21 protein-coding genes and 1 pseudogene are annotated in these 24,938 nt (G+C 64.8%); 6 read left to right on the top strand and 16 right to left on the bottom strand.

Going from position 1 to position 24,938, the window contains the following annotated elements:
• Nucleotides 1-141 precede the first annotated feature (141 nt).
• Nucleotides 142-990 (bottom strand): cation diffusion facilitator family transporter, encoded by an 849-nt coding sequence (locus RX333_RS09100; protein ID WP_316014620.1) that lies wholly within the window; start codon nt 988-990, stop codon nt 142-144.
• 63 nt (nt 991-1,053) lie between these two features.
• Between RX333_RS09100 and RX333_RS09095 the strand changes: the two genes are divergently transcribed.
• On the top strand, nt 1,054-1,404 hold the full coding sequence (locus tag RX333_RS09095) for a metalloregulator ArsR/SmtB family transcription factor (RefSeq protein WP_316014619.1): 351 nt from the start codon (nt 1,054-1,056) through the stop codon (nt 1,402-1,404).
• An 8-nt stretch (nt 1,405-1,412) separates the two neighbouring features.
• On the opposite strand, the gene RX333_RS09090 is transcribed toward RX333_RS09095, so the two are convergent.
• Entirely contained in the window at nt 1,413-1,985 is a 573-nt protein-coding gene (locus RX333_RS09090) for a methyltransferase family protein (protein ID WP_316014618.1), read from the bottom strand.
• 8 nt (nt 1,986-1,993) lie between these two features.
• Nucleotides 1,994-2,917, bottom strand: coding sequence for a cation diffusion facilitator family transporter (locus tag RX333_RS09085; protein WP_316014617.1), 924 nt, complete (start codon nt 2,915-2,917; stop codon nt 1,994-1,996).
• Between the two features lie 74 nt (nt 2,918-2,991).
• Between RX333_RS09085 and RX333_RS09080 the strand changes: the two genes are divergently transcribed.
• Nucleotides 2,992-3,447 (top strand): helix-turn-helix domain-containing protein, encoded by a 456-nt coding sequence (locus tag RX333_RS09080; RefSeq protein WP_316014616.1) that lies wholly within the window; start codon nt 2,992-2,994, stop codon nt 3,445-3,447.
• A 140-nt stretch (nt 3,448-3,587) separates the two neighbouring features.
• Here RX333_RS09080 and RX333_RS17240 read toward each other — a convergent pair.
• Both RX333_RS17240 and RX333_RS09075 read right to left on the bottom strand, forming a co-directional pair.
• A pseudogene (locus RX333_RS17240) lies at nt 3,588-3,728 on the bottom strand (hypothetical protein); the annotation flags it as partial.
• Between the two features lie 84 nt (nt 3,729-3,812).
• A complete protein-coding gene (locus RX333_RS09075) occupies nt 3,813-4,673 on the bottom strand; it encodes a DMT family transporter (RefSeq protein WP_316014615.1) in 861 nt (286 codons plus the stop codon).
• 68 nt (nt 4,674-4,741) lie between these two features.
• Here RX333_RS09075 and RX333_RS09070 point away from each other — a divergent pair, with 68 nt between their 5' ends.
• Nucleotides 4,742-5,623 carry an AraC family transcriptional regulator gene (locus RX333_RS09070; RefSeq protein ID WP_316014614.1) on the top strand — a complete coding sequence of 294 codons (882 nt, stop codon included), beginning with the start codon at nt 4,742-4,744 and terminating at the stop codon, nt 5,621-5,623.
• 371 nt (nt 5,624-5,994) lie between these two features.
• On the opposite strand, the gene RX333_RS09065 is transcribed toward RX333_RS09070, so the two are convergent.
• Nucleotides 5,995-7,341 carry a HipA domain-containing protein gene (locus RX333_RS09065; RefSeq protein ID WP_316014613.1) on the bottom strand — a complete coding sequence of 449 codons (1,347 nt, stop codon included), beginning with the start codon at nt 7,339-7,341 and terminating at the stop codon, nt 5,995-5,997.
• Nucleotides 7,338-7,592 (bottom strand): helix-turn-helix domain-containing protein, encoded by a 255-nt coding sequence (locus RX333_RS09060; protein WP_316014612.1) that lies wholly within the window; start codon nt 7,590-7,592, stop codon nt 7,338-7,340. Before RX333_RS09060 ends, RX333_RS09065 begins: the two co-directional genes overlap by 4 nt.
• Before the next feature lie 255 nt (nt 7,593-7,847).
• Between RX333_RS09060 and repA the strand changes: the two genes are divergently transcribed.
• The 3 genes from repA to repC all read left to right on the top strand — a co-directional run bounded on the left by repA (nt 7,848) and on the right by repC (nt 11,381).
• A complete protein-coding gene (repA, locus tag RX333_RS09055; protein ID WP_316014611.1) occupies nt 7,848-9,035 on the top strand; it encodes a plasmid partitioning protein RepA in 1,188 nt (395 codons plus the stop codon).
• Nucleotides 9,032-10,030: a plasmid partitioning protein RepB gene (repB, locus tag RX333_RS09050; protein ID WP_316014610.1), complete on the top strand. Its 999-nt coding sequence runs from the start codon at nt 9,032-9,034 to the stop codon at nt 10,028-10,030. Before repA ends, repB begins: the two co-directional genes overlap by 4 nt.
• A 178-nt stretch (nt 10,031-10,208) precedes the next feature.
• Nucleotides 10,209-11,381 carry a plasmid replication protein RepC gene (repC, locus tag RX333_RS09045; RefSeq protein ID WP_316014609.1) on the top strand — a complete coding sequence of 391 codons (1,173 nt, stop codon included), beginning with the start codon at nt 10,209-10,211 and terminating at the stop codon, nt 11,379-11,381.
• Between the two features lie 74 nt (nt 11,382-11,455).
• Here repC and cysG read toward each other — a convergent pair whose 3' ends face one another.
• The 9 genes from cysG to RX333_RS09000 all read right to left on the bottom strand — a co-directional run bounded on the left by cysG (nt 11,456) and on the right by RX333_RS09000 (nt 24,587).
• Nucleotides 11,456-12,955 carry a siroheme synthase CysG gene (gene cysG, locus RX333_RS09040; protein WP_316014608.1) on the bottom strand — a complete coding sequence of 500 codons (1,500 nt, stop codon included), beginning with the start codon at nt 12,953-12,955 and terminating at the stop codon, nt 11,456-11,458.
• Entirely contained in the window at nt 12,886-15,504 is a 2,619-nt protein-coding gene (locus tag RX333_RS09035; RefSeq protein WP_316014607.1) for a molybdopterin-dependent oxidoreductase, read from the bottom strand. The genes cysG and RX333_RS09035 overlap by 70 nt, the downstream gene beginning before the upstream one ends.
• A complete protein-coding gene (gene nirD / locus RX333_RS09030; RefSeq protein WP_316014606.1) occupies nt 15,501-15,833 on the bottom strand; it encodes a nitrite reductase small subunit NirD in 333 nt (110 codons plus the stop codon). The genes RX333_RS09035 and nirD overlap by 4 nt, the downstream gene beginning before the upstream one ends.
• On the bottom strand, nt 15,830-18,268 hold the full coding sequence (gene nirB, locus RX333_RS09025) for a nitrite reductase large subunit NirB (protein ID WP_316014605.1): 2,439 nt from the start codon (nt 18,266-18,268) through the stop codon (nt 15,830-15,832). The genes nirD and nirB overlap by 4 nt, the downstream gene beginning before the upstream one ends.
• 88 nt (nt 18,269-18,356) lie before the next feature.
• A complete protein-coding gene (locus tag RX333_RS09020) occupies nt 18,357-20,036 on the bottom strand; it encodes an ABC transporter ATP-binding protein (RefSeq protein WP_316014604.1) in 1,680 nt (559 codons plus the stop codon).
• Between the two features lie 5 nt (nt 20,037-20,041).
• Nucleotides 20,042-21,124 carry an ABC transporter permease gene (locus tag RX333_RS09015; protein WP_316014603.1) on the bottom strand — a complete coding sequence of 361 codons (1,083 nt, stop codon included), beginning with the start codon at nt 21,122-21,124 and terminating at the stop codon, nt 20,042-20,044.
• 73 nt (nt 21,125-21,197) lie between these two features.
• Nucleotides 21,198-22,565, bottom strand: coding sequence for a CmpA/NrtA family ABC transporter substrate-binding protein (locus RX333_RS09010; protein WP_316014602.1), 1,368 nt, complete (start codon nt 22,563-22,565; stop codon nt 21,198-21,200).
• Between the two features lie 262 nt (nt 22,566-22,827).
• Complete coding sequence (locus RX333_RS09005) at nt 22,828-24,006, bottom strand: CmpA/NrtA family ABC transporter substrate-binding protein (RefSeq protein WP_316014601.1); 1,179 nt, start codon at nt 24,004-24,006, stop codon at nt 22,828-22,830.
• The gene (locus RX333_RS09000) at nt 24,003-24,587 is read right to left on the bottom strand and encodes an ANTAR domain-containing response regulator (protein ID WP_316014600.1); all 585 of its coding nucleotides are present in this window, start codon (nt 24,585-24,587) and stop codon (nt 24,003-24,005) included. Before RX333_RS09000 ends, RX333_RS09005 begins: the two co-directional genes overlap by 4 nt.
• Between the last annotated feature and the right edge of the window lie 351 nt (nt 24,588-24,938).

Below are 24,938 nucleotides of genomic sequence, written 5' to 3'. Positions count from 1 at the left end.
TTTGCGCAACATCGGCCAATATGGGCTCACTCCAGACCTTCTCCGCAGCGCAGGATGCGCCAAAACTCAACCCTTTCTGTCATCGGCAACAACGACCGTTTTGGGGCCATAGGTTATGGCAAGGGGTTTGTGTCCGCATTCCTATGATTCAGCCAAGTCGCTCCGCGCATCCCGAATAATCATCCACGACGAATGCAGAAACAGTCCTGCGATGGCGAACGCGACGATCAGGTCGGGCCATGCACTCCCAAGCCACGCGACCAATCCGGCGGCGATGACTACGGCAAGGTTGCCGATGGCGTCATTGCGGGAGAACAGCCAGACGGCCCGCATGTTGGCATCGCCCTTGCGGTGCTTCAGCAGCGGCAGGACCGCGAGGATGTTCACAATCAGCGCGCCCACCGCGAAGGCCCCCATCAACTCGGCCTCGGGGGTGGTCTGGTTGAGAACGCGCCAGATCGTGCTGCCGACGACTCCAAGGCCCAGAAGCCCCAGAAACACGCCCTGGATCATCGCCGACCGCGCCCGCCATGTCAGGCTCCAGCCGATGGCGAGCAGGCCCAGAAAGGTGATCGCGCCGTCGCCCAGAAAATCGAGCGCGTCTGCCTTCAGCGCCTGCGAACCAGACAGGAACCCGCCGAACATCTCGACCACGCCGTATCCAAGGTTGAGGGCCACCACGATCCAGAGCGCGCGGCGATAGCTCGGGTCCTTGTAGGCTGGATCGGACGATGTATCGCCGTCCTCGATCTTCTCGAAGCCGTAGCCGGTCGCGTCGAGCGCGGGCCGCACTTTCGGCAGGTCGTCCTCCGCGATCCGCAGCGTCATGACATGGGTTGCGGCAGACACCTTCACATCGCCTTCGGCCACGCCCGCAGACCGGGCCGCGCGCTCGATCTCGGCGGCGTCCTTGGCGCAATCCATTCCCTGCACCCGCATTCGGATCGGCGTGGACGCCGTCGGCAACGTGCTGTTCTCGGCTTTGCTCATGTGCGATCCTCTTCAAGTTGACGGACGAAAGGGGCCGCCGCTAACGTATCAGTGGATAATGATATGACGACGCAAGACGTTCAAGACGATCTTTCGGCACCCGACGCCCTGGAGCTGCGGGCAAAGCTCTTCCGGGGCCTCGGCGATCCCAGCCGTCTGGCAATCCTCGATGCGCTGGTGTCGGGCGAACGCAGCGTGCAGGAAATTGTCGGCGATACGGGGTTGAGTCAGCCCAATGTCTCGAACCATCTGCGCTGCCTGCTCGATTGCGGATTGGTCAGCCGCCGCAGCGAGGGCCGGTTCGTCCGGTATCGTCTGGCGGACAGGCAGGTCGCCGGGCTGATCCATGATGCGGATCGGCTTCTTGCCACGACCGCAACCGGTATCAACAACTGCGAGCGCTATACGGGGTAGAAAGTCTCTTAGCCGTGTGGAAAACCGAAAAACCTCGGTGCCCGTTTCCGATACGTTCGGTAGGGCGCGCCATAGACCTCTTCCAGCCACGGCTCTTCGGCGAACGGAGCAAGCGCAAAAGCAATCACACCGCCCGTCGCGATGATCCATACTGCGGGAGAGGCCGACATGATCACCCATCCGATCAGGATGCCCATGTCGGCCACGTATTGCGGATTACGGGACCAGCGGTAGAAGCCATCGGTCTTCAGCTCTGCTTCCGCACCGCTGGTTGCATTGAGGCCGATGCCCAGGGCCGCAGGCCAGACCACGGCGTTACCTGCAAGGATCAGCGGCAGGCCCACGCCCCAGCGAAGCCAGAGCGGCCAGTCCAGCATGTTCCAGTCGGCGAGGCCTACGAGGATCGCACCTCCAAAAACCGCCAGGGTCGGGGTCCAGACCATGATCTGGCTGAACCAGCTCACCCGTTGCGGAGGCCAGAGGCGGCGGGATGGGACGAAGATCGACCAAAGCAGCATCGCAATGAGAGCTGCTTCACAGACAAGCGCGACGGCCAGCGCGAAGGGAACAAGATCGTTCATCCGTGCCGCTACTCGCCATGCCCCCGCCCGCCGAACTCGGACGGGTCGTCGCAGGCATGACGCGCGCATTCCAGCTCCAGCGTCGTGTGCTCGATGTCGAACCGGTCGGCGAGTGTCGTCTTGATCCGATCTTTCACTGCGTCGGCGTCGTTCCAGCGGCCCTCGGCGATGACAACATGCGCGTCCAAGGCCGCACGGTGTTCGTCCATCTGCCAGAAATGCGCGTGATGGATGCCCGTCACGCCGTCCATCCCGCGCACGGCATCGAGAACGGCCTCCGTCTCGATCTCCGGCGGCGATCCGAGCATCAGGATACGGATCACCGGACCGATCTCGCGGAACGATTGCCACAGGATGTAGCCCGCGATCAGCACCGTCACGAGCGGGTCGATCAGTCGCCAGTCATAGAGCAGGATCAGCGTGCCCGCGACGATCACGGCGACGGAGCCGAGTGCGTCTGCCACGTTGTGCAGAAACGCCGCACGGATGTTTACGCTGGATTTCGACATTGCGTAGGTCAGCGCGGCCGTCACCGCGTCCACGACCAGCGCGATGCCCGCGATGATGACGATCAGCCAGCCTTCGACAGGCTGCGGATCGGCAAAACGCATCGCGGCTTCGTAAAGCAAGTAGAGACCGATCACGATCAGCGTGGTGTAGTTGATGAGCGCGGCGACGACCTCGACCCGGCCATAGCCGAACGTCATATCCGCGTCCCGTGGCCGTCGCGCGATCTTGCGAGCGCCGAAAGCGATGATGAGCGAGATCGCGTCGGAAAAGTTGTGCAGCGCGTCGGCGATCAGGGCGAGCGAGCCGGAAACGATGCCACCGACGATCTGCGCGACCGTCAGGCCCATATTGACCGCGATGGCGGCGAAGACGCGGCGGTCGCCTGCCTCGGGATCGACGTGATGATGATGGCCGTGACCCATGGTGGCGGCTCCTTTCGATTCGTATCGTTTCAGGGTAGATACGATCTACAGCGACTGTAGGTTCAAGGGGCAGCATGAAAGAATATTCCATCGGGCAGATATCGCGCCGGACGGGCGTGAAGGTGACGACGATCCGCTATTACGAAAGCCGGGGTCTGATCCCGTCGCCCGCGCGCACGACAGGCGGGCAGCGGCGATACGACGAAGCGGCATTGGAACGGCTGGCCTTCCTGCGTCACGCGCGGGAGCTGGGCTTCGGTCTCGATGACATCGCCGATCTGATGGCGCTGGCCGAAGCTCCGTCAGAGGATTGCGCACCGGCTCATGAGATCGCACGCAAGCAGCTCGCGGCGGTGGACCGGCGCATGACCATTCTCGCGCAGCTTCGGGAAGAGCTGATGCGGATGGCTGACGCGGATGATCCCGGCCATGCCGGGAAGTGTCGCGTCATCGAGGTTCTGGGGGATCACAAGCTCTGTGTCGGCACGCATGATCTGCCGGACGGTAGAGCAGACTTATCCGGAAGCTAGGCAAGGACCAGCGGTGGCAATTTTCCAAAACTCAACCGTTTCTGTCACCGGCGGAATCGACCGTTTCTGTCATCAGCGGCATCAACCGTTTTGGCATGTCCCAAACCTCCAAAACTGACCTTGGCGCAACCGCAGCGAATTCACGCTTCGTCCCGCAGAACGGAAATCCCCGTTCGTCGGAGCTTCGCGTTCACCGTGAACGGCGGCTTTGAAGAAACGTGCTGCAGCATCCCTAACCGCTGCTGAACGTCCGGTAAGGGCCGGGCCTGGCGATGGACCGGCTTGGGAAGTGGATGCTCTGTCGCGCGACCGCAGGTCGGCTACGAGCTCGAAACTCCCTCTCTTAGCCCAGCATCTCTCGTACCTCATCGCCGCCTGAACATAACCACATTCCCGAGCCCAGCGAGGATGACGCCGAGAATGGATAGGGTGGTCCATTCGTAGCCCTCGAATAGTGTCGAGAGGGTGAGTGCCACGATGGGGAAGAGGACCGTCGCGTAGCCCGCTTTGGCCGATCCGATGCGGCCGACCAGCATCAAGTAGGTTGTGAACCCGATGATGGATCCGATGACCGACAGGTAGACGAGCGCCGTCCAGTAGATGCTGCCCCGCGGGAGGACCAGCGGTTGGCCTGTCGCGAAAAGGATGGCGAGGAGGCAGAGCGCCCCGATCCCCATGCCCCAGGCATTTGCCGTCGTCGGCGTGATGCCGAGGTGCGTGTTCTGCCGTGAGGCCATATTCCCCCAGGAAAAGATCAGGGTGCCCAGCACCGCCCAGCCGATCCCGCGCAGCGTCGATGCGCCCGCCGTGATGTCGATGTCGGGCCAGAAGAGGCAAGCGAGCCCCGCCACCCCCAGCGCGCCGGCGAGTACCGTCTGCCGGCTGATCCGGTCGCCGAAGAAGATCCGCGCGTTCACCGCATTGAAGATCGATGCGAGCGAGAAGATTACCGAGACGAGGCCCGACGGCACGAGGGAGGTCGCGGTGTAGAGCGCCAGAAAGTTCAGGCAAAAGAGACAAAGCGCCTGCACGACCACGAACCGCCAGACCGCGGGGCTTCGCAATCGGCCGAGTGCGGCGAGCACAGCCAGCATCAGCACCCCTGCCAGCGCGAAGCGGTAGAATACCGATACGGCGACGGGTACTGCGACGACTTGCGCAGCAATTGCAATCCAAGTTGTTCCCCAGATGAGGATCGTAGCGGCGAAAAGGACGGGTGTGGTCATTGGGCGGCTCCTTTGTCGCGCCATGTACGCTTTGCCCGCACGGTATATTTGCACGATCTTGCGGTTGAGTGCCGACCCGCCATTCCCAGCCGATCACGATAGGCTTAAAAGACCTCATGGCCTCGGTGCGCGATTTCCTCGAAAGTTCCCCGGTCGCGAAAGCGGCCGCCACGCTCGATCTGGGCGGGGGGCGAGGCATTATGGTCTGGGAAAACCGGAACGACCGCGTTTCATACAAGACGCCGCAAGGCCATGCCTTCAGCCTATACCTCGCCGGGGGTACCGGCACCCGGCGGTTGGACGGTGCCGGTGCCAGAGGCTGGCCCGGTGCAGTCTGCGTCTTCCCGGACGGACAGCCCTCGGAGTGGGAGATCACGACGCCCCACCGCTTCGCCCATCTCTATCTTCCCGACGAGCGGCTCCGCGCTGACTTCGCCCGAACGCACGATTGCGACGCGCGCCGGCTCGACGTGCCGGAGATCACCTTCGCCGACATGCCGCACCTTGCCGCACCACTTGCCACGCTTGCCCGGGCAGCGTCCGCGGGTGACGTCCTGTTGGCCGACACGGGGCTGTCCGAGATCATCGCGCGGCTCGGAGCGCGCAAGGTGTCGCTGCGCGGCGGGCTGTCCCCGCATATACTTCGCCGCATCGATGACTGGATCGAAGCGCATCTCGATGAGGCGATCCGCTTGTCCGATGTCGCTGCTCTGGCAGCCCTCTCGCCATTCCACCTTCATCGCATGTTTCGGGCATCTCGCGGGATACCCCTCCACGCATGGATCACCGAACGGCGCATCGATCGCGCTAAGTCGCTGCTACGCGGCACGGACCCGGTTCTCGAGATCGCCCTCGCCTGCGGCTTCTCCAGCCAAAGCCATTTTACCCGCACCTTCAAGTCCGGCACCGGGTCAACCCCCGCAGCGTGGCGTGTGGCGATCAAAGGCTGATCGGTATGGGAACTGATCGTGGAGATGGGGATCGCGCACATTAGTAAGCGACTGAGATGCCAGCTCTGTTCTGCTCTTCCGACCTTGGTCCGCCAGATCATGCTTCACGATGTCTCCGATGGTTGCTTTGGGGAGGCTGCGCACCGGCTAGGCCCAGCCTGGAGAAGGTCCGCTTTGGGCCGGTCCATCAACCACGGATCCTCGCCCGCAGAACTCGCCCGATGATCCTGTTTCCGTGGGAGAAGGGATAGATTGTCTATCAAGATCAAGCGTCCGAAAGGCAGACAGCTTCTGGCATGTCTTTCCGAGCCGAGTATAACGCTTCGAAGTCTTTCGAAGACTGTCATGAGGCCTGTAAGATCGGCGCTATTTCACGGTCGATTGACCGGCACGTTGTCGAATTCCGGCACATCGAGACCCAGCCCGAGGTTTTCCGACAGGTGATGCACCTGCTGCCCGATCACGTCGTACAGCGGCTTGGCGTCCGGGCTTGGCAGATCCGCCGCTGCGCCCAGCAGTTGCGCGCCGATCTCTGCCACACGGCGCAACAGCTGTTTAGTAAGCCCCCTGCCGCCGAGATTCCGCAGTAGGTCGCCTAGATCCTCCTCCGTGACATCGTCCGCAATCCGCGCCGACCCGACGCAAAACGCCATTTCGTGTGTGACGTCATCCAGCAGGACCGGGTCGATATCGTAGGCCGGGGCGAGCTCCGGCGCGGCGCCGGTATAGAGAAGCGCGTGGTTCTTCGCATGATTGTCGGAATTGCCCAGCATCATGTTAGCGACGGTGATCTCGAACAACGCCTGCCGCGTGCGGCCAGGCAGACGGGTTCGGTCCACGAGCGCGCCCATCGCAGCGGCGGTGAAGGCGCGACCCGGCAGCCCATGCCGCTCGTATTTCAACCGCTCGCCCAGACCCAGCGCCTGACAGAAATCTTCCTGGTGGATGCGGTGCACCGCTCCGTCCGCGACCCGTCGGTCGAACCGCTCTATCAGCAGGCCCTGCAACGCCCCCTGCCCCACCACGCAGGTTCGCGCGACCGGATGGTCCTGCACACGACCCATGAGGCCCGTCGCCAGATGCTCCCGCAGAACGGTGTGCATCTGGCCCGTGCGCGGCACCTTCAGAATATGCGTAGTCGGCGCGCCGCTTCCTGGCTGCGGCAACGCCAGCCGCCCGTCCTCAAGGCGCGTCAGCGCGATCTTGCCCTGCACGCCGGCCAGCGGCGACGGATCGTCGAGGTCGCGCGGCACCCGACGGTGATCCCGCAACGCCACCATGATCCGCTCCAACGCGTCGTCGACCGGCAGCAGAATGTCCTGTGCCAGCGTATCGGGCACCCGCAGACCCCCCCCGAGAGCCTCGTAGTCCGTGTCGAGCACGCCGGGCTGCTTGGCCGGCCCCTGCCCCTCCGGCACACAGGAGATCGCGCCGGGACAATCCGCCCCCAGATGGTAGAGCAGCCCGACCACGTCCCGCTCCGCGATCCCGTGACGCTGCATGACCTGATCGCGCATCTCGTTCTCGAACAGCAGGTTCGAAAAGAAGCCGCGCGCCGCCACATCGTCATAGGGCTCCTCGCGCACCGGCAAGGCAAGCGACAGCGGATGCGGCAGCGCGTCGGTGACATAGGCGAAGGACACCGCGCCATCCGCGTCCGAGGACAGCCGCCCCACCGGCCCGGCCATCGCTTCGAGATAGACGTCGAGAACCGTCATTCACCGCCCTCCGGCGGCATCGCCCTCAGCGCGATGCCCAAGTCGCGGCAAATCTGCAGCACTAGCCCCAGATGCGCCGTCGGCTTGCCCCGCTCGATCGCCCGAATCGTCGGGCGTGAGATCCCGGTCTGCATCGACAGCGCCTCCTGCGTCATACCGAGCGCGCGGCGCGTGTCGCGAATCAAGGCCCCCAGCCTGGCGGCATCATCGACCCGGTGGCCATCACTTTTGGTAAAGGTCGTTTCCATCATCGCGGTCTATCGCCGAAACTGGATGAAAAGGCAATGAGTGTTTCCCTTGCCTGCGCTCACAGACATAACGGCGCATCATGGAATCGATCGTTTCCACCAATACTCCAGCCTTCGCAAATCCCACACGTAACAGCTCCGCAGGGATAATTACGCGGGCCTCTCTGGCAAAAAACCGTTGCGCGATGCGGCTGTCTCGCCAATAGTCACGGAAAGATGCGTTAGAACGCCAATTTCCGTGAACACGGACCCGAGCAGATGGACGATCAGACCAAACCGGACGCCCTCAACGCGGTGATCCGCAGCCATTCCGAACAGCTCGCCGCGCAACTCCATGCGCAGCGCGAGAGCCTGTTTCCGCCCGACGCGGCCAAGCAGATGCGCCGTTTCACCTCCGGCGAGGCGGCGACCCTGCTCGGCGTCAACGATTCCTATCTTCGCAAGCTGCACCTCGATGGCAAGGGCCCTGCCCCGCAGATGACTCCGGGCAACCGGCGGCTCTACTCAGCACAGGACCTCCACGATCTGCGCGTCCTCTTGGAAAAGACCGCGCGCAAATCCGGCGACTACCTGCCCGGACGGCGCGAGAGCGATCACCTCCAGGTCATCGGCGTGATGAACTTCAAGGGCGGTTCGGGCAAGACCACGACTTCCGCCCATCTCGCCCAGCACCTCGCGCTCCACGGCTACCGCGTGCTCGCCATCGACCTCGACCCGCAGGCCTCGATGACCGCGCTGCACGGCGTCCAGCCCGAGATCGACTTGGCCGAGGGTGGCACGCTCTTCGACGCCATCCGCTATGACGACCCTGCCCCGATCCGCGAGGTCATCCGCCCCACCTATATCCCCGGCCTCGACCTCATCCCCGGCAATCTGGAGCTGATGGAGTTCGAGCACGACACCCCCCGCGCGCTGGCGCAGGGCAATGCGGGCCTGTTCTTCTTCCGCGTGCGCGACGCGCTGGCGCAGGTCGATGCCGATTACGACGTGGTGGTCATCGACTGCCCTCCGCAACTCGGCTTCTTGACCATGTCCGCCCTGTCGGCGGCTACCGGCGTGCTCGTTACCATCCATCCCGAGATGCTCGACGTCATGTCCATGAGCCAGTTCCTGCGCATGACAGCCGACCTGATGGACGTCATCGCCGAAAGCGGCGCGGATATGAGCCATGATTGGATGCGCTACCTGCTGACCCGTTACGAGGCGACGGACGCCCCGCAGAACCGCATCGTCGCCTTCCTGCGCACCATGTACGGGGAGACGGTGCTGAACGCGCCGATGCTGAAATCCACCGCGATCTCGGATGCCGGGCTGACCAAGCAGACGCTCTATGAGGTCGAACGCTCCGCCTTCACCCGCTCCACCTACGACCGTGCACGCGAGTCGCTCGACGCCGTGAACGACGAGATCGCGGAACTGATCCAGAAGACGTGGGGCCGCCGATGACCGACAGCAAGAAACGCCGCATGTCCATGCTCGACAGCATTTCGGCAGCCGGCACCCCTGCCCCGCGCGCCTCGATGATGTCCTCGAACCGCGCCCTGCGCGCCGCGCGCAACGCGGTGGACAGTCACCATGTCTGGGAACTCGACCCCTGGACCATCGAGGATGATCGCCTGGCAGACCGGCTCGATCCCAGCGACGTGGCCGATCTGCGTGACGCGATCGAGACCAATGGCCAGACCGTGCCAATCCTCGTGCGCCGTCATCCCGAAGAGGACGACCGCTACCTCCTCGTTTATGGTCGCCGTCGGCTGGAGGCGATCCGCCAGTCGCAGCATGTGACCAAGGTCCGCGCGCTGGTCGCGAGCATGGACGCGGACGAGGCGATCCGCTCGCAGATCTCCGAAAACATGGCACGCCGCGACCTCTCCTTCATCGAAAAAGCCATATTCTGCAAGGAGTTGATCGAGAACGGCTTCGGCACCCAGGCCCGCGTGGCCGAGGTAATGACAGTGTCGAAATCCGCCGTCTCGATGGCGCTGTCCATTGTTGAGCGGATCGGCGCGGAGCTTGCCACCACCATCGGCGCGGCCCACGGCGTCGGGCGTCCGAGGTGGGAGGCACTGGCGCAGGACATCGACGCGGGCGCCGACCGCGACCTGCTGATCCATGTCGCCAACGAGGTGCACCGCAAGGCCGAGATCGCCCGCATGACCGACGGCCCGGCTGAGGACGGCGCAGCCTCCCTTGCGGCCTTCGAGGCGGTCGCGAAGGCCTCGAAAGCCGCCCGCCCGACAGGGCCGCAGAGCCGGTCCGTCCCGCCTGCCCGCTCCCGCAGCATCAAGATCGGCGGTCGGCGCACGGCAACGGTCAAACGAACGAAATCAGGGCTCGCCATCGACCTCCAGCCCGGCGCCTTCGCCGACTGGGTCGAGACCGAGGCACAGACCCTGATCGAAGAGCTTCACGCCCGCTTCAGAACGCGCGCGGAAGACTGAGGTAGAGCAGAAACAAACAGGAGGCACGAGCCAGACAGAAAAGAAAAGGTCCCGCGAAGGCGACGCTCCACGAGACCCCGTCTTGATACTAGCACTCTCAAGCTAAGGGTCGGCATCCAGAACCGCAAGTCCGGAGTGATTCGCGGACCGCAGATTTTTTGTCTCCGTGATAGAACAAATGGGATACATGCCTGTAACGCCGTTCCGGCGACCGATGACGGCTGCGCTGATCAAGGCGCAACGCTGCGTGCCTGACCGGACACCCGTAAGCAAATGGGACGCTCTGCGCGAACTGGCCACTGCGCGCAAAGCTTATGGCCTGACCGACCGCACTTTGTCCGTCCTGCAGGCACTGCTGAGCTTCCACAAGAGTGATACCATCGACCGAACCGAACGCCCGCCAATCGTCTTTGCCTCCAACCGGGCCATCTGCGAACGCCTCAACGGAATGCCCTGTTCAACCATGCGGCGGCACCTCGCGCGCCTCGTCGAAGAGGGCCTTCTGATCCGGCGCGACAGTCCAAACGGCAAACGATACTGCCGCCGCTATGGCTCAGAGGCGGAGGCCTTTGGGTTCGATCTCACCCCTCTTGCAGCGCGCCTCGACGAGTTCAGAACAAAGGCGGAAGATGCGAGGGCGGAACGCGACCGTGTTCACCAGCTTCGGCAGACCCTCTCCCTGATGTTGCGCGATCTGGCCGAGTTGGCGGCATTTTCCGACTTTTCGCGAACTAATATCGCAATCCCGACCTCCGTCCACGACCTATCCCAGGAAATCAGGTCTAGCCTTCGACGCAAGCTCACATCCGACACTCTCGAAACGCATGCCGAGGCACTCGGCGCTGTCCTGGCCGACTTACGAAGCCAGCTGGAACTGCCCGATACCGAAAATTCGAGCACCAGCGACGCCAAGAATGAGCAGCACCTACAGAGTTCAGATAAAGACTCTTTAGATATGAAAGGGGCGGTGAATACCTTAGTACCACAACCATCACGCCTCTCGCTCGATCTCGTACTGTCGACCTGCAAGGAAATAGGATCCTACTCCGTCGATCCGATCCAGAATTGGCATCAGCTGGAGTCTTCAGCCGACATGTTGGCACCAATGATCGGGGTATCGCGGCAACAGTGGTCTGAAACAGTCAGCGTCATGGGTAGGTCCGTCGCAGCAGTCGTGCTCGCCGCAATGCTGGAACAACTCGAAGTGATCCGGTCGCCCGCAGCTTATCTACGGACGCTCACAAGGAAGGCCGCTGACGGTAAATTCTCGCCGCTTCCTATGTTAAATGCCCTTACCAATCGGAAATCCACCAGAGTTCACAGCTGTGAACCTCGGAGGCTTGTCGGATGAGATCCGGGAAGGCCGAATGCTCGCTCGGCACCTCGCCAACAGCATCAACGCGCCAACCGCGATTTGATAAAAGGTCAAATATCCGAGCTGATTTTGTTGGCAACGGGTGCTGGAGAAGATTGCAACCGCCGACCCGGCCATTTGATCCACAAGATCGCACAACCATTGATGCTCGCGTCGGCCAAGACACATGGCAATTTCACCAAAGTAGTCTCAATCAGCCGCTCACCGGGCTTGGAGACCTCTGCCGCAATTGTCACTGGTGCGCTCTCTGGCAGGCCCCGATCCCTCAGGCAATCCACGATCTGCGCAGCCTGTCGAACGGCCATGTAAAGGATGGTCGTTGTCCCCGGACCACTGTGGCTCAACCCTCCATCCGACAGCCTGCCGTCACAGCCGGTGCCCGTGGTCAGGATCAGCGTGTCGGAAGATCCGCGCTTCGTCAGGGGCCGCCCCGCCGCCGCTGCCGCCGCGCAGGCTGCGGTGACGCCCGGAACGATTTCGACCTCTATCCCGGCTGCGCGGGCAGCGTCGAGTTCCTCGGCCGCGCGTCCGAAGATTCCAGGATCACCGGATTTCAGGCGGACTACTCGGCGCCCCTTGGCAGCCTCGGCAACGATCACGGCATTGATGCGGTCCTGGGGCCAGGCGTGGGCTCCGACAACCTTGCCGACGAAGACACGTTCGGCGTCGCGTCGGGCCACCTCCAGAACATCCTCGCAGACGAGACGGTCGTAGAAGATCACGTCCGCCTCCTGCAGCCGGGCCACGGCGCGGAGAGTCATGAGGTCGCGTGCGCCCGGTCCCGCCCCGACCAGCGCGATCGAGCCGGTGCGCGGCGCGGCGTGAGCACCGCCTGCATCGAGCGCGCTTTTGACGGCGCGCATGGCGTGGCTTTCCTGCCCACGCGCCCACATCTGGCGTGGCGTCTCGGCGAAGACCCAGCGCCAGAAGGCGCGACGGTTGTCGCGGGGCACGCGCCGGGCGACCTCGCTGCGCAGCCGTCCGGCGAAGTCCGCGAGCCCGCCGAGCGACGGGGGCAAGGTTTCCTCGATCGAGGTCTTGATCTGACGGGCGAGCACGGGTGCGGTTCCCTCGGTGCCGATGGCGACGACGACCGGATCGCGGTCCACGAGCGAGGGCGTGGTGATATCGCAGAGATCCGGCCGATCCACGACATTGACTGGACAGCGCGCGGCGCGGGCAAGCGCGTGAGCAGCTGCGTCATGGGCGGGGCAGCCCGTCGCGACGAAGGCCATGACGGCATCTTCGAAGAGGGCAGGGGTCAGGCGATCCCGATGCCAGGTCGCACGGCCGGAGCCGACGATCGCCGTCAGTTCCGCATCGAACTCGATCCCCGCGAGGACGATCCGCGCATCGGTCTTGAGAATGAGGCGCGCCTTCTGCGCCGCCTGTTCTCCTCCTCCGACGATGACGATGCGCCGGTCGGTGGTACGGATGAACATAGGGAAACTTTTCATCGTCGTCTCCTCGAGGGGGGAGGTTACTGCGCCGCCACCGGGCGGCAGGTACGGGCCAGAAGATCGGCGATCTCGGCGCGGCAGGATCCGCAACTGGTGCCCGCGCCGAGAGCGTTCCCGATCGCCTCGACCGTCAGGGCAGAGCCGGATTCGACCGCCTCCACGATGGTGTTGATGCCCACGGACAAGCATGCGCACAGGATTGGGCCGGGATCTGGCTGATCCGAGGCGCGCCGGGTCGACAGCGCCGCCTGAACAGGCGTCCCCGGCAACGTGGCGAGGTAGTCACGCATTGCCGCCAAGGGTTTTGGAGACAGGAACAAGGCCGCGACCAGGATGCCGTCACGGTGGAACGCCATCCGCTCTGCCCCGGTGGCGGGATCGCTCATGCGCTGCGTCACGAGGTCGCCGCCGCCGAACATCTCTCGGGCGAAGCTTTCAACATTCGCGGGCAGGGCAGTGCCCGCCAGTTCCGCGCGCCAGCCCGTGGCGGTGCGGCTTGAGGCCCAGTAAGCGCAGTCCGGCTTGATCGGGTGGGCGGAGACGGCGAAGCCGTACCAGGCGGCGGTAAAACTCTCCACCGCAACGACAGCGGCCTTACTCTCGGGCTGGCCGGAGAGCGGGTCGCATGCAGCTGGGATTAGGGCGTCAATGCGCGCGGAGGGCGCCGTCTCCGCCGTCCAGTGCATCGGAGCAAAGACGCAGCCGGGCTGGACTGAGTCGGTGATGCGGGCGCGAAGAATGGCCTCCGCATCGCGCGACCGGGCGCGCAGGAGGGCCGCAGGGTGTATCCCGAGGGCGAGCGCGTCTTCAGGATGAATATCGAGATACGGTTCTGCCAGATGGGATGAAAGCCGTGGCGATAACGCAGTACGGGTCATCGTGTGCCACTGGTCGCGGTTGCGTCCGGTGTTGAGACGGAACGGAAATCGCGGGCCGGTTCGAGCCGCGGGCGGGCGCTGGCGGACCGCGATGGCACGGGCACGCCCGTCGAGGTGGAAGTAGTGCCCGTCGCCGAAGAAACGGCCCCCGGCTCCGTCGGCCGTGACGGGCCAGCGGGTCGGCTTCATGCGTGCGTAATCGTCCGCGCTCATGCCCACGAGGCCCGAGATGTCGAAGTCCCGCCCGAAATGTGCCGCCCGTGCCGAGAGACGGGCATATTCGTCGAAGACCTCCGCCGGGTCCCGCCAGCCGAAGGCGTCTGCCCAGCCCATGCGGCTGGCGACATCCGCGAGGATCTTCCAGTCGGGCCGTGCCTCGCCGGGCGGGGGCAGGGCGGCGCGCTGGCGGCTGATCGTGCGGTCGGAATTCGTGACCGTGCCCGATTTCTCGGCCCAGGCCGCGGCAGGCAGCAGCACATCGGCCAGCCGCGCGGTGTCGGTCCGGTCGGTGATGTCGCTGACGACCGTGAAGTCGCAGGCGGCGATGGCGGCGCGGACGGCGTCCGCATCGGGCATGGTCACGGCGGGGTTGGTGTGGATGATCCACAGCGCCTTCAGCCGACCGTCGTCGGCGGCGCGGAACAGATCGACCGCTTTCAGGCCCGGTCGCGAGGGCAGGGGGGCGGGAGCTCGCCAGAACTCCGACACGCAGGCGCGGTGATCCGGGTCCTCCAGGTCGAGATGGCAGGCGAGGATGTTGGCGAGCCCCCCGACCTCGCGCCCCCCCATCGCGTTCGGCTGGCCGGTGACGGAAAAGGGGCCCATGCCCGGTCGCCCGATCCGGCCGGTCGCGAGATGGCAGTTGAGGATCGCGTTGACCTTGTCGGTGCCGCTGGTGGACTGGTTCACACCCTGACTGAAGACGGTGACGACCCGCTCGGTCCCTGCCCACATATCGACGAACCGCGCGATTTCGGAGAGAGGCAGATCCGTGAGGGTGACATCGTCCAGTCGGGCGGCCTGCAACGCATCCGCAAGGCCGGTCACATCGTCCGCGCACGTCAAGCCCCGTGCGTCGAGCTGTGCCAGCAGATGATTGAACAAGGCGACATCCGTGCCCGGTTTTAGCGGCAGGTGCAGGTCCGCCGCGTCGCAGGTCGCCGTACGGCGCGGATCGATGACGACGATGCGGGTTCCGCGCCTGTCGCGCGCGGCCAGAAGCCGCTGGTGCAGCACGGGATGGCACCAAGCGAGGTTGGAGCCGACCAGAACCACCAGGTCGGCCTCGTCGAGATCCTCGTAGATGCCAGGCACCGTATCCGTGCCGAAGGCCCGCTTGTGTCCCGCCACGGTCGAGGCCATGCAGAGCCGGGAGTTGGTGTCGATATTGGCCGAGCCGATGAAGCCCTTCATCAGCTTGTTTGCGACGTAGTAATCCTCGGTCAAAAGCTGACCCGAGACGTAGAAGCCGACGCTATCGGGTCCGTGTTCGCGGATCGCGTCGGAAAACCGGCCCGCGACCAGATCGAGGGCGGTATCCCAGTCGGCGGTCGTGCCGCCGATCCGAGGGGCCAGGAGCCGACCGTCGAGGCCCAGCGTCTCGCCCAGGGCCAGGCCCTTGGAGCACAGACGCCCACGATTGGCCGGGTGATCGGGGTCGCCTGCGACGGACAGGCCCCCACGCCCGTCCGGTCGCAGGCGCACTCCGCATCCCACCCCGCAATAGGGGCAGGTCGAGCGGATTTCCCCATCAGCGCTCATGCCGCGCTGCGTGTCCGCAGCGTGCGCGCATCCAGGAGGATGCGACCGTTCTCGATGCGCACGGGATAAACGTCGATGCGACCTTCGTCGGCGCCCTGCGCAGCGCCGGTGTTGAGGTCGAAGACCCAGTTATGCAGAGGGCAGGTCACCTTCTGGCCGTGCACGATCCCTTCGGCCAGAGGACCACCCTTGTGTGGACAGGTGTTTGATGTAGCGTGAAATTCCGTATCTCCCGTGCGGAAGATGGCCACGCAACCCGCTCTCGTGCGAACCATGCGCGCGCCGCGGACGGGGACGTCCTCGACCGCTCCAATATCCAGCCAACTCATTGCGCGGCCTCCAGCGTGAGATCGGCGAGGGGGGCGTATTTGCGACCGGCCTTGCGCGCCTCCTCCGCCCAGGGATCGCGGCGGTAGATGGATTGCGACAGCTCGAACCGGGCAACGAGTGCAGCCCGCTCCACACGGTCGTCGACCACCCGCTCGCGCGCCCAGTCGAGGCCGACCTTGGCAATCCACTTGTAGATCCGGTCGAGATACCTGGCGTTCTCGCGGTAGAGCTGGACGAAGGCGACGACGACATCCATCGCTTCCTCCTCCGTCGCGACCTCGCACAGGCGTTCGATTTCCTTCAGATCCATGCCCGCGGCCCCGCCGACGCCGATCTGGTAGCCCGAGTCGACACAGACGATGCCGATATCCTTGCAGGTCGCCTCGGCACAGTTTCGCGGGCAGCCAGACACCCCGAGCTTGACCTTGTGCGGGGTCCAGGAGCCCCACAGCGCCTTTTCCAGCCGGATGCCGAGCCCGGTCGAGTCTTGGGTGCCGAAGCGGCAATGATCCGTGCCGACACAAGTCTTCACCGTGCGCAAACCCTTGGAGTAGGCATGGCCCGAAACCAGTCCGGCGGAATTGAGATCGGCCCAGATGGCGGGCAGATCCTCGCCTCTTACTCCAAGAAGGTCGATACGCTGGCCGCCCGTCACCTTGACCGTGGGCACGCCGTACTTGTCCGCCGCATCGGCGATGGCGCGCAATTCGCGGGCATTGGTGATGCCGCCCCACATGCGCGGCACGACGCTGAACGTGCCGTCCTTCTGGATGTTGGCATGCTTGCGCTCGTTCACGAAACGGCTCTGCGGATCGTCGCGATACTCGACCGGCCAGTCCGCCAGCAGGTAGAAGTTCACGGCCGGGCGGCAGACATGGCAGCCGTTCGGCGTGGTCCAGCCGAGTTCCTGCCAGACGGCAGGCTGGGATTTCAGCTCCTTCGCCTTTATGAGCCTGCGCACGTCCTCGTGGCCGAGATCGGTGCAGCCGCAGATCGGCGCGGCTTCGGGCGCGGCATAGGCATCGCCCAGCGTGACCTCCAGGAGCTGTTCCACCAGCCCGGTACAGGTGCCGCAGGACGCGCTGGCCTTGGTCACGGCGCGCACGGCGCCGAGATCGGTCGCGCCGCCGCCGATCGCCTCGACGATCCGGCCCTTGCAGATGCCGTTGCAGCCGCAGATCTCCGCGTCAGGAGGCAAGGCTGCAACGGCTGAGAGAGGGTCCGCCTGGGCCCCCCCCTGAAACGCGGGTCCGAAGATCAAGTTGTCGCGCATGTCGGAGATGTCGGTGCGATCGCGAATGAGACCGAAGAACCAGTTGCCGTCCGCCGTGTCGCCATACATCACCGCGCCGACCAGACGGTCGTCCTCGATGACGAGGCGCTTGTAGATGCCGCGTGCGGGGTCGCGGAAGACGATGTCCTCGCGCCCTTCGCCTTCGGCGAAATCGCCCGCGGAGAAGAGGTCGCAGCCGGTTACCTTTAGCTTGGTCGACAAGGAGCGTTGGACGAAGGCGGCGTCTTCACGCAGCAGAGTCGCCGCCGCGACTCTGGCCTGATCGTAGAGCGGCGCGACGAGCCCGAAGACCGCGCCGTCATGTTCGACGCATTCGCCGACGGCGAGGATGTCGGCGTCGGAGGTGACGAGCTGGTCGTCGACATGGATGCCACGGCCGACGGCAAGACCCGCGGCCTGGGCGAGCTTCACGCTCGGGCGGATGCCCACGGCCATGACCAGAAGGTCGCAGGGCAACTCCTCCCCGTCCTCAAGTTGCAGTGCGCGGACCTTGCCGTCCTCGCCGAGAATGGCCTTGGAGTTCGCCATCAGGCGGATGGTGATCCCCTTCGCCTCCAGCGACGTCTTGAGCAGGTAGCCGGCCGCCGGGTCGAGCTGACGTTCCATCAGGTGGCCCATGAGGTGGACGACGGTGACGTCGGCCCCGCGCGCGGCCATGCCGGCCGCCGCTTCAAGACCCAGCAGGCCGCCGCCGATGACCACGACGCGGTTGCCCGTGCCCATCGCCATCATCCGTTCGGTATCCTCCAGGTCGCGATAGGCGATCACCCCGTCGAGATCGTGACCGGGCAGAGGGATGATGAATGGGTCGGAGCCCGTACCGAAGACCAGCTTGTCGTAGGGCACGTCGCCGTCGGGGGCGCGCACGATCCGGTTGACCCGATCGATGCCCTCGACCCGCTCGCCGAAGCGGCAGGCGATCCCGCGCTCGGCGTACCAAGCCTCGTCATGGGTGACGATCTCGGCATAGGTCTTCTCGCCCGACAGGACGGGGCTGAGCATGATGCGGTTGTAGTTGCCGCGCGGCTCCGCGTTGAAGAGGGTGATGTCGAACGCATCGGGGGCGGCGTCGGTCAGATGCTCCAGCATCCGGCCCGAGGCCATGCCGGCCCCGATGACGACGAGTTTCGTCCGGGTCATGAAGGTACTCCACTGTACTGTTCCGGCCGATCGGCCCGGCGGTGGCGCGGGGATGCGGCCTTGCGATTGTCGGTGAGCCACATCCCCCTCACTCCGCCGCGATGACCGGTGCGGGTTTCGGCCTCGGCTTCGCGCCGTGCTCGAACTCCTCCAGGAAATCGAGCACCTCCTGGCGGTAGGCGTAGTAGTCGGGATGCTCCAGCAACGCCTTGCGGCTGCGGGGGCGGGGCAGGTCGATCTCGGTGATCTTGCCGATGGTGGCCCGCGGGCCGTTGGTCATCATCACCACGCGGTCGGCGAGCAGGATCGCCTCGTCCACGTCATGCGTGACGCAGATCGCCGTGACGCGCGTGCGCGACCAGACCTCCATCAGCACTTCCTGCAATTCCCATCGGGTGAGGCTGTCGAGCATCCCGAAGGGCTCGTCGAGCAGCAGCAGCTTGGGGCTGAGCGCGAAAGCCCGTGCGATGCCCACCCGCTGCTTCATGCCGTTCGAAAGGGATGCGGCCTTCTTGTCCATCGCGTCTGCGAGGCCGACCCGTTCGAGATAGTAATCCACGACATCCTGTCGCTCGGCACGCGAGGCGCGGGGATAGACCTTGTCGACGCCGATGGCGACATTCTCCCGCGCGGTCAGCCAGGGGAAGAGGTTTGGCGACTGGAACACCACGGCGCGTTCGGGATCGGCCCCCAGCACCCCGCGCCCGTCGAGCGCGATCACGCCTTCCGAAATCGAATTCAACCCTGCGGCCATCGTCAGGACTGTGGACTTGCCGCAGCCCGAATGCCCGATCAGCGAGATGAACTCGCCCTTCCTGAGCTTGAGGTTGAAGTCCTCCACCACCGTTAGCGGCCCCTTGGGCGTGGGATAGACCTTGTGCACTTGGGAAAAGTCGACGTAGCGCTCGGTGATGGGAGAGGCGCCCGCGGTAGCGACTGCCTCGGGGACGCCGTGGATAGGCGTGACCTGGGGCAGGCTGCGCGATCCCTCGACCTTCGACTCGACGCCGACATCCATGAGATAGGTCGTGACCTGCGTGCGCAGCGCCTTGAACGTCTCGTCATGGTTCATCGCGGATCGATCGCGGGGCCGGGGGATGGCGACCTTCACGGGCGTGCCCAGCGTGCCGTCGGGATTGAGCGGCACGATCCTGTCGGCGAGCAGGATCGCCTCGTCCACGTCGTTGGTGATGAGCAGGCAGGTCTTTCGGTCCCGCTCCCATATTTCGAGAATCTCGTCCGCGAGGTTGGCGCGGGTCAGGGCATCGAGCGCCGAGAGCGGCTCGTCGAGCAGCAGCATCTCGGGATCCATGGCGAGCGCGCGGGCGACAGAGACGCGCTGGCGCATCCCGCCCGACAGCTCCGCCGGGCGACGGGCGGCGGCGTGGCTGAGACCCACCATCGCGATGTAGTGGTCGGCCTTCGCCTCCCGCTCCGCCTTGCTCAGCGAACCGTGCACCGCATCGACCGCAAGCATGACGTTGCCGCGAACCGTGAGCCAGGGCATCAGCGAGTAGGACTGGAACACCAGGCCCCGCTCGGGCCCCGGTTCGGTGATGGGCGCCCCCCTGAAGGTGACGATGCCGCGATCGGGCTTCTCCAGCCCCGCGACGAGGTTCATCAGCGTCGACTTGCCGGTGCCCGAAAAGCCCAAGATCGCGACGAACTCGCCTTCTGCGACGTCGAGATCGATGTCGTGCAGCACCTCGACCCGGTTCGTGCCCTCGCCGAACCCCTTGGAGACGTTCTTGAAACTCAGGATGCTCATGACGCTCACCGGTTGTTCGAGAAGGTGAAGAGCGACTGGAGCGCGTACATCACCCGGTCGAGCAGGAAGCCGATGATGCCGATGGTCAGCACCGCGACCATGATCTTGGCCAGCGACGAGGAGGAGCCGTTCTGGAATTCATCCCAGACGAATTTGCCCAGGCCGGGGTTCTGGGCCAGCATCTCGGCCGCGATCAGAACCATCCAGCCCACGCCGAGGCTCAACCGCAGCCCGGTGAAGATCAGGGGCAGGGCGGAGGGCAGCACCAGCTTGGCGATCTTGGTGCGGGTATTCATCTTCAGCACCTTCGAGACGCTGACGAGGTCGCGGTCGATGGAGGCGACGCCGAGCGCGGTGTTGATCAGCGTCGGCCACAGCGAGCACAGCGTCACGGTGATCGCCGAGACCAGGAAGGACTTCGCGAACAGCCCGTCATTGGTGGTGTAGACGGCGGAGACCACCATCGTGACGATGGGCAGCCAGGCCAGCGGGCTGACCGGCTTGAAGATCTGGATCAGCGGGTTCAGCGCCGCATTCGCGGTGGCCGAGAGGCCCGCCATGATCCCCAGCGGCACCGCCACCACCGTGGCGATCAGGAAGCCGAAGAACACCGTCTGGATCGAGGTCCAGATCTGGTCGTAGTAGCTGGGCGCGCCGGTATAGGGCACCTCGCGGATCTGGTCGGCGCGGCCCTGTTCGCGCAGGCGCTCGTTGCGGGCCTCGACCTGCGCCTCGAACTGCGCGGCGCGGGCTGCCTTGGCGGCCGCGTCCTCGTGCAGGTTCACAGCTTCTTCCCAGACCGCGCCGGGCCCCGGTATCGCGCCGAGCGAGGTCTGCACCTGCGGCGCGAGTGCCGCCCACATCGCGAGAAAACCGACGATGGCCAGCAAAGGCACGCCCAGCAGGCGCCAGATCTCGCCCATCTGGGCGCGAGGATTGTCACCGGCGGCGGCGCGCGCGATCGGGGTCAGCCAGGCGAGTCCGAGGACCTGGAACCATTTGTCGGCGGCGCCGATCCGGGTGAACAGGCGCGCCCTGCGGGCCTCGCGGGCGGCGTCGATCTCGAACTGGGGATCCGCGGTGCTCATCGCCGATACTCCTTGCATGTCGGGGGAAAACGCAGACGGCGCCGTGGCCGCCGCCTGCCTGATCAGCGGGCCGTCAGCCCTGAACCTCTTCGCCCACAACGCGCTGGTCGCCGTGCAGGCCGATCGGGAGGCTGTCGATATAGGCGTTGGGCTGGCGTCCATCGAAGGGGATGCCGTCGATGATGTCCGCCGCGGGCGTCGGTGCGCGGTAGCCGTCGGTGTCCCACGGGAAGTCCGCCTCGTCGGCCAGCCCGTCCTCGACCAGCGAGCGGGCGGCATCGAGGTAGATGTCAGGTCGATAGACCGAGCGCGCGATCTCGTCGTACCAGCTGTCGGGCTGCGCCTCGGCGATCTGTCCCCAGCGGCGCATCTGCGTCAGATACCAGACCGCATCGGAATAGTACGGATAAGTCGCGTAGTAGCGGAAGAACACGTTGAAGTCGGGAATTTCGCGCACATCGCCCTGCTCGAACTCGAACGTGCCGGTCATGGAGGCGGCGATCACCTCGGCATCCGCGCCGACATATTCGGGACGGCTGAGCATCTCGACCGCCGCTTCGCGGTTCGCGTTGTCGTTCTCGTCGAGCCACATGGCCGCGCGGATCAGCGCGCGGGTGATGGCGAGCGTGGTATTCGGGTTTTCCTCGACGAACTCGGCGGTCAGGCCAAAGACCTTTTCGGGATTGTTCCGCCAGAGCTGGTAGTCGGTGATGACCGGCACGCCGATGCCCATGCGCACGGCCTGTTGGTTCCACGGCTCACCCACCGCGTAGCCCGAGATCGTGCCGGCCTCGAGCGTCGCGGGCATCTGCGGCGGCGGGGTGACGGAGAGGAAGGCGTCCGCGCCGATCTGCCCGGTGATATTCTCGGGGCTGTAGTAGCCGGGGTTCACGCCACCCGCCGCCAGCCAGTAGCGCAACTCGTAATTGTGGGTCGAGACCGGGAAAACCATCCCCATGTTGAACGGCTCGCCGCGCGCGTTGAACTCCTCGATCACCGGGATCAGGGCCTCGGCGCTGATCGGATGCTCGGGCAGGCCGTCTGCGCGGGAGGGGACATGCGGGCGCATCATTTCCCACACTTCGTTGGAAACGGTGATGCCGTTGCCGTTGAGATCCATCGAGAAGGGCGTGACGATATGGGCCTCGGTGCCGTAGCCAATGGTCGCCGCCAGGGGCTGGCCCGCCAGCATATGGGCGCCTTGCAGCTGGCCGTCGATCACACCGTCGAGCAGGACTTTCCAGTTCGCCTGCGCCTCCAGCGTCACGAACAGGCCCTCGTCGAAGAAGTAGCCCTGCTCATAAGCGACGGCGAGCGGCGCCATGTCGGTCAACTTGATGAAACCGAAGGTCAGGATGTCCTGCTCGAGATCGAGCGCCTGCGCCATGATCGGGCCCGACAGGGACGTGGCCGCGGTGAGAGAGAGGAGAAATCGCTTCATGGGTCTGGGTTCCGTCCGTTCACGCCCGCCTAGCAGGCAAAACAAAAAAGCCGCCGACATGCGCCACCGGGTGTGCGGTGACGTGTCGAGCGGCTTCGCTCAGATCTGCCCTGTCTTAGGGCGTGTCTCGGGGAAACGGACGTCCTTGCCCGCTTGCATCCTCAATTAGCCACCGGATCTTCGCAGACGCAACATAAAATGCTCGAAATAGGGCAGATGAAATCGTTTGCCTTCTAAATACGCTGCAAGGCGCCAGTGCTGCCTAATCGTTGAGCAGAGGTTCGAAGGTGGATCCATCGAAAAAGGCATCGCGCGGCAGAATCAGGCTGCCGAACCGGGATGCGACTGCGGTGTCCTGCGCAACTGCGCCCTCGATCTTGACCGAGGCGCCGGGCAGATCCGCAGCGGTGTCCGCCATCGCGTCCCGATAGATGTCGCTGCGAAACCGCGCACGGCCTCGGCGGGCCGCATCGGTTGCATTGAGCCCGACGCGTCCCGCCAGGCGCCGCGCGATCCATTCGCCCTGGCTGCGCCACGGAAAGGTGGCCGCGCCGCGCTGGAACTCGATCAGGGCCGGGACGCTGCGCGTGTCGCCCTCGGGGCGGATCGTCATGCGGCCGCTCATGGCGCGGTCGAGGATTTCTCCGGGTAGGTCAAGCCACTCTCGTCGGGCAAGCAGATCAGCCGCCATGAGCCGTGAGACGGGATCGCCGAGCCACTCATTGGCGCGGACCACCGAACGGACGAGGCGCAGGATGGTGTCGCGATCGCGCTCGATCCGGTCATCGCGCACAGCCAGGATCTTTTCGGGCGCGAAGGCCCAGATCGCGGCACCGGGCAGCAGCAGCTCCCCCACGCCGTTCTCCACGGCCTTGCTGCCCCAGGGCTCGCCGACGCAGAACGCGTCGATCTCGTCGGCCTCGATGGCCTCGGCCATTAACGGCGGGGGGATGGTGCGAAGGGCGAGGTTCTGAGGCGCTGGCAGGCCGAGCGCCGTCAGCCAGTAGAACACCAGTTCCGAATGCATGGAGAAGGGGAAGGGTACACCGATACGCAGCGGCGGCCTCGACGCGGCGATCAGCGCCCGACCAGCGGCCGAGGCATCCGAGAAGTCGAACCCGTGCCCGTCTTCGCGCATGCGATGGGCTATCGACCGGCTGACACCGATCACGGTGCCGTTGATGCTGAGGACGGATACCGCCGAGAGCGCGGCGCCGCTCCCGCCCAGTCCCAGCGCACCTGCCACCGGTACGGGGGCGAGCATGTGGGCGGCATCGACCGTTCCCAGTTCGAGCCAGTCGCGCAGCGCCGACCAGGACGGTGCGGGGACGAGGTCGAACGCGAGTCCTTCCTCGGCGGCGAAGCCCAGCTCCTTCGCCACGATCAGCGGTGCCGCATCGAGAAGGGGCATGTACCCGATGGAGAGAGGCCGAAGGTTCACGACAGCAGCCCCGCCGCCGTCACGATGGCAGCGGCCACATCGGCCATGCGCTTGCCTTGGTCCATCGCCGTCTTGCGCAGGAGGGTATAGGCCTCGTCCTCGTTGATGCCGCGGGCCTGCATGACGAGACCCTTTGCGCGGTCGATGACCTTGCGCTCCTCATAGGCTTTCTTCGTCTCGGCCAGCTCGGTGCGCATCCGCTGGAACACCCGGAACCGGGCGACGGCGGCATCGAGGATCGGCTTGAGCCGCGCGGGCTGCAGGCCATCGACGACATAGGCAGACACGCCCGCCTCGATCGCCGCGCGGGACAGGCCCTCATCCGAGCGATCCACGAACATCGCGACCGGCCTCTCGAGTGGACCGGAGGCGAGGGCCAACTCCTCCAGCGTATCGCGGGAAGGGTCGGAAATGTCGATCAGGACGACATCGGGTGCGATCATGCCGATCTGCCGCGCGAGGCTGGTGCGGTTGGAGATGACGCTGATCTCGAAATCACCCGCTTCGCGCAGCGCGTCGACGATCGTGAGCGCGCGGTCGCGATCTTCCTCGACGACGATGATGGATAGGGGCGGAGTCATGCGAAATGCTAGGCATGTTGCGCCCGCGAGGTAAAGACCGCAATGCAACAGGCCGGTTGTTGTATGCTTCGGGCCCAGCACCTCGCCTCTACCTTCGTTCCTTCATGAAAGAGCTGGTTTGGTGGAGGCAGGCCATCTCAACAGGTCAATTGTAATAATAGTTCAAAGTAATATTTCAAATTATCTACCGCACCAGATGATTCTTGCAATAATCTGTGGGCTGGTATCAAAGCATATGAATTAAATAAATTAAGCATTATTTTTAAAAAATTTTTTGCTATGTCAAGATCGAATTATCGGGCTTCCCCCTGTCGGAATCCGTCATGGGCCAGGCTCTAGGGCGGCACGCCG

Source organism: Roseobacter sp. HKCCA0434, from assembly GCF_032464675.1.
In the GTDB taxonomy this organism is placed as follows: domain Bacteria; phylum Pseudomonadota; class Alphaproteobacteria; order Rhodobacterales; family Rhodobacteraceae; genus Pontivivens.
This window is presented reverse-complemented; position numbering and strand designations above follow the sequence as displayed.

What these genes read in the sequence shown, in the direction of transcription:
- RX333_RS09000 (WP_316014600.1), bottom strand. Translation starts at nt 24,587, where the DNA reads ATGACTCCGCCCCTATCCATCATCGTCGTCGAGGAAGATCGCGACCGC.
- RX333_RS09015 (WP_316014603.1), bottom strand. Translation starts at nt 21,124, where the DNA reads ATGAGCACCGCGGATCCCCAGTTCGAGATCGACGCCGCCCGCGAGGCC.
- RX333_RS09100 (WP_316014620.1), bottom strand. Translation starts at nt 990, where the DNA reads ATGAGCAAAGCCGAGAACAGCACGTTGCCGACGGCGTCCACGCCGATC.
- RX333_RS09065 (WP_316014613.1), bottom strand. Translation starts at nt 7,341, where the DNA reads ATGACGGTTCTCGACGTCTATCTCGAAGCGATGGCCGGGCCGGTGGGG.
- RX333_RS09080 (WP_316014616.1), top strand. Translation starts at nt 2,992, where the DNA reads ATGAAAGAATATTCCATCGGGCAGATATCGCGCCGGACGGGCGTGAAG.
- RX333_RS09060 (WP_316014612.1), bottom strand. Translation starts at nt 7,592, where the DNA reads ATGATGGAAACGACCTTTACCAAAAGTGATGGCCACCGGGTCGATGAT.
- RX333_RS09095 (WP_316014619.1), top strand. Translation starts at nt 1,054, where the DNA reads ATGACGACGCAAGACGTTCAAGACGATCTTTCGGCACCCGACGCCCTG.
- repC (WP_316014609.1), top strand. Translation starts at nt 10,209, where the DNA reads ATGGGATACATGCCTGTAACGCCGTTCCGGCGACCGATGACGGCTGCG.
- RX333_RS09085 (WP_316014617.1), bottom strand. Translation starts at nt 2,917, where the DNA reads ATGGGTCACGGCCATCATCATCACGTCGATCCCGAGGCAGGCGACCGC.
- RX333_RS09075 (WP_316014615.1), bottom strand. Translation starts at nt 4,673, where the DNA reads ATGACCACACCCGTCCTTTTCGCCGCTACGATCCTCATCTGGGGAACA.
- RX333_RS09090 (WP_316014618.1), bottom strand. Translation starts at nt 1,985, where the DNA reads ATGAACGATCTTGTTCCCTTCGCGCTGGCCGTCGCGCTTGTCTGTGAA.
- RX333_RS09035 (WP_316014607.1), bottom strand. Translation starts at nt 15,504, where the DNA reads ATGAGCGCTGATGGGGAAATCCGCTCGACCTGCCCCTATTGCGGGGTG.
- nirB (WP_316014605.1), bottom strand. Translation starts at nt 18,268, where the DNA reads ATGACCCGGACGAAACTCGTCGTCATCGGGGCCGGCATGGCCTCGGGC.
- RX333_RS09010 (WP_316014602.1), bottom strand. Translation starts at nt 22,565, where the DNA reads ATGAAGCGATTTCTCCTCTCTCTCACCGCGGCCACGTCCCTGTCGGGC.
- RX333_RS09020 (WP_316014604.1), bottom strand. Translation starts at nt 20,036, where the DNA reads ATGAGCATCCTGAGTTTCAAGAACGTCTCCAAGGGGTTCGGCGAGGGC.
- repB (WP_316014610.1), top strand. Translation starts at nt 9,032, where the DNA reads ATGACCGACAGCAAGAAACGCCGCATGTCCATGCTCGACAGCATTTCG.
- repA (WP_316014611.1), top strand. Translation starts at nt 7,848, where the DNA reads ATGGACGATCAGACCAAACCGGACGCCCTCAACGCGGTGATCCGCAGC.
- nirD (WP_316014606.1), bottom strand. Translation starts at nt 15,833, where the DNA reads ATGAGTTGGCTGGATATTGGAGCGGTCGAGGACGTCCCCGTCCGCGGC.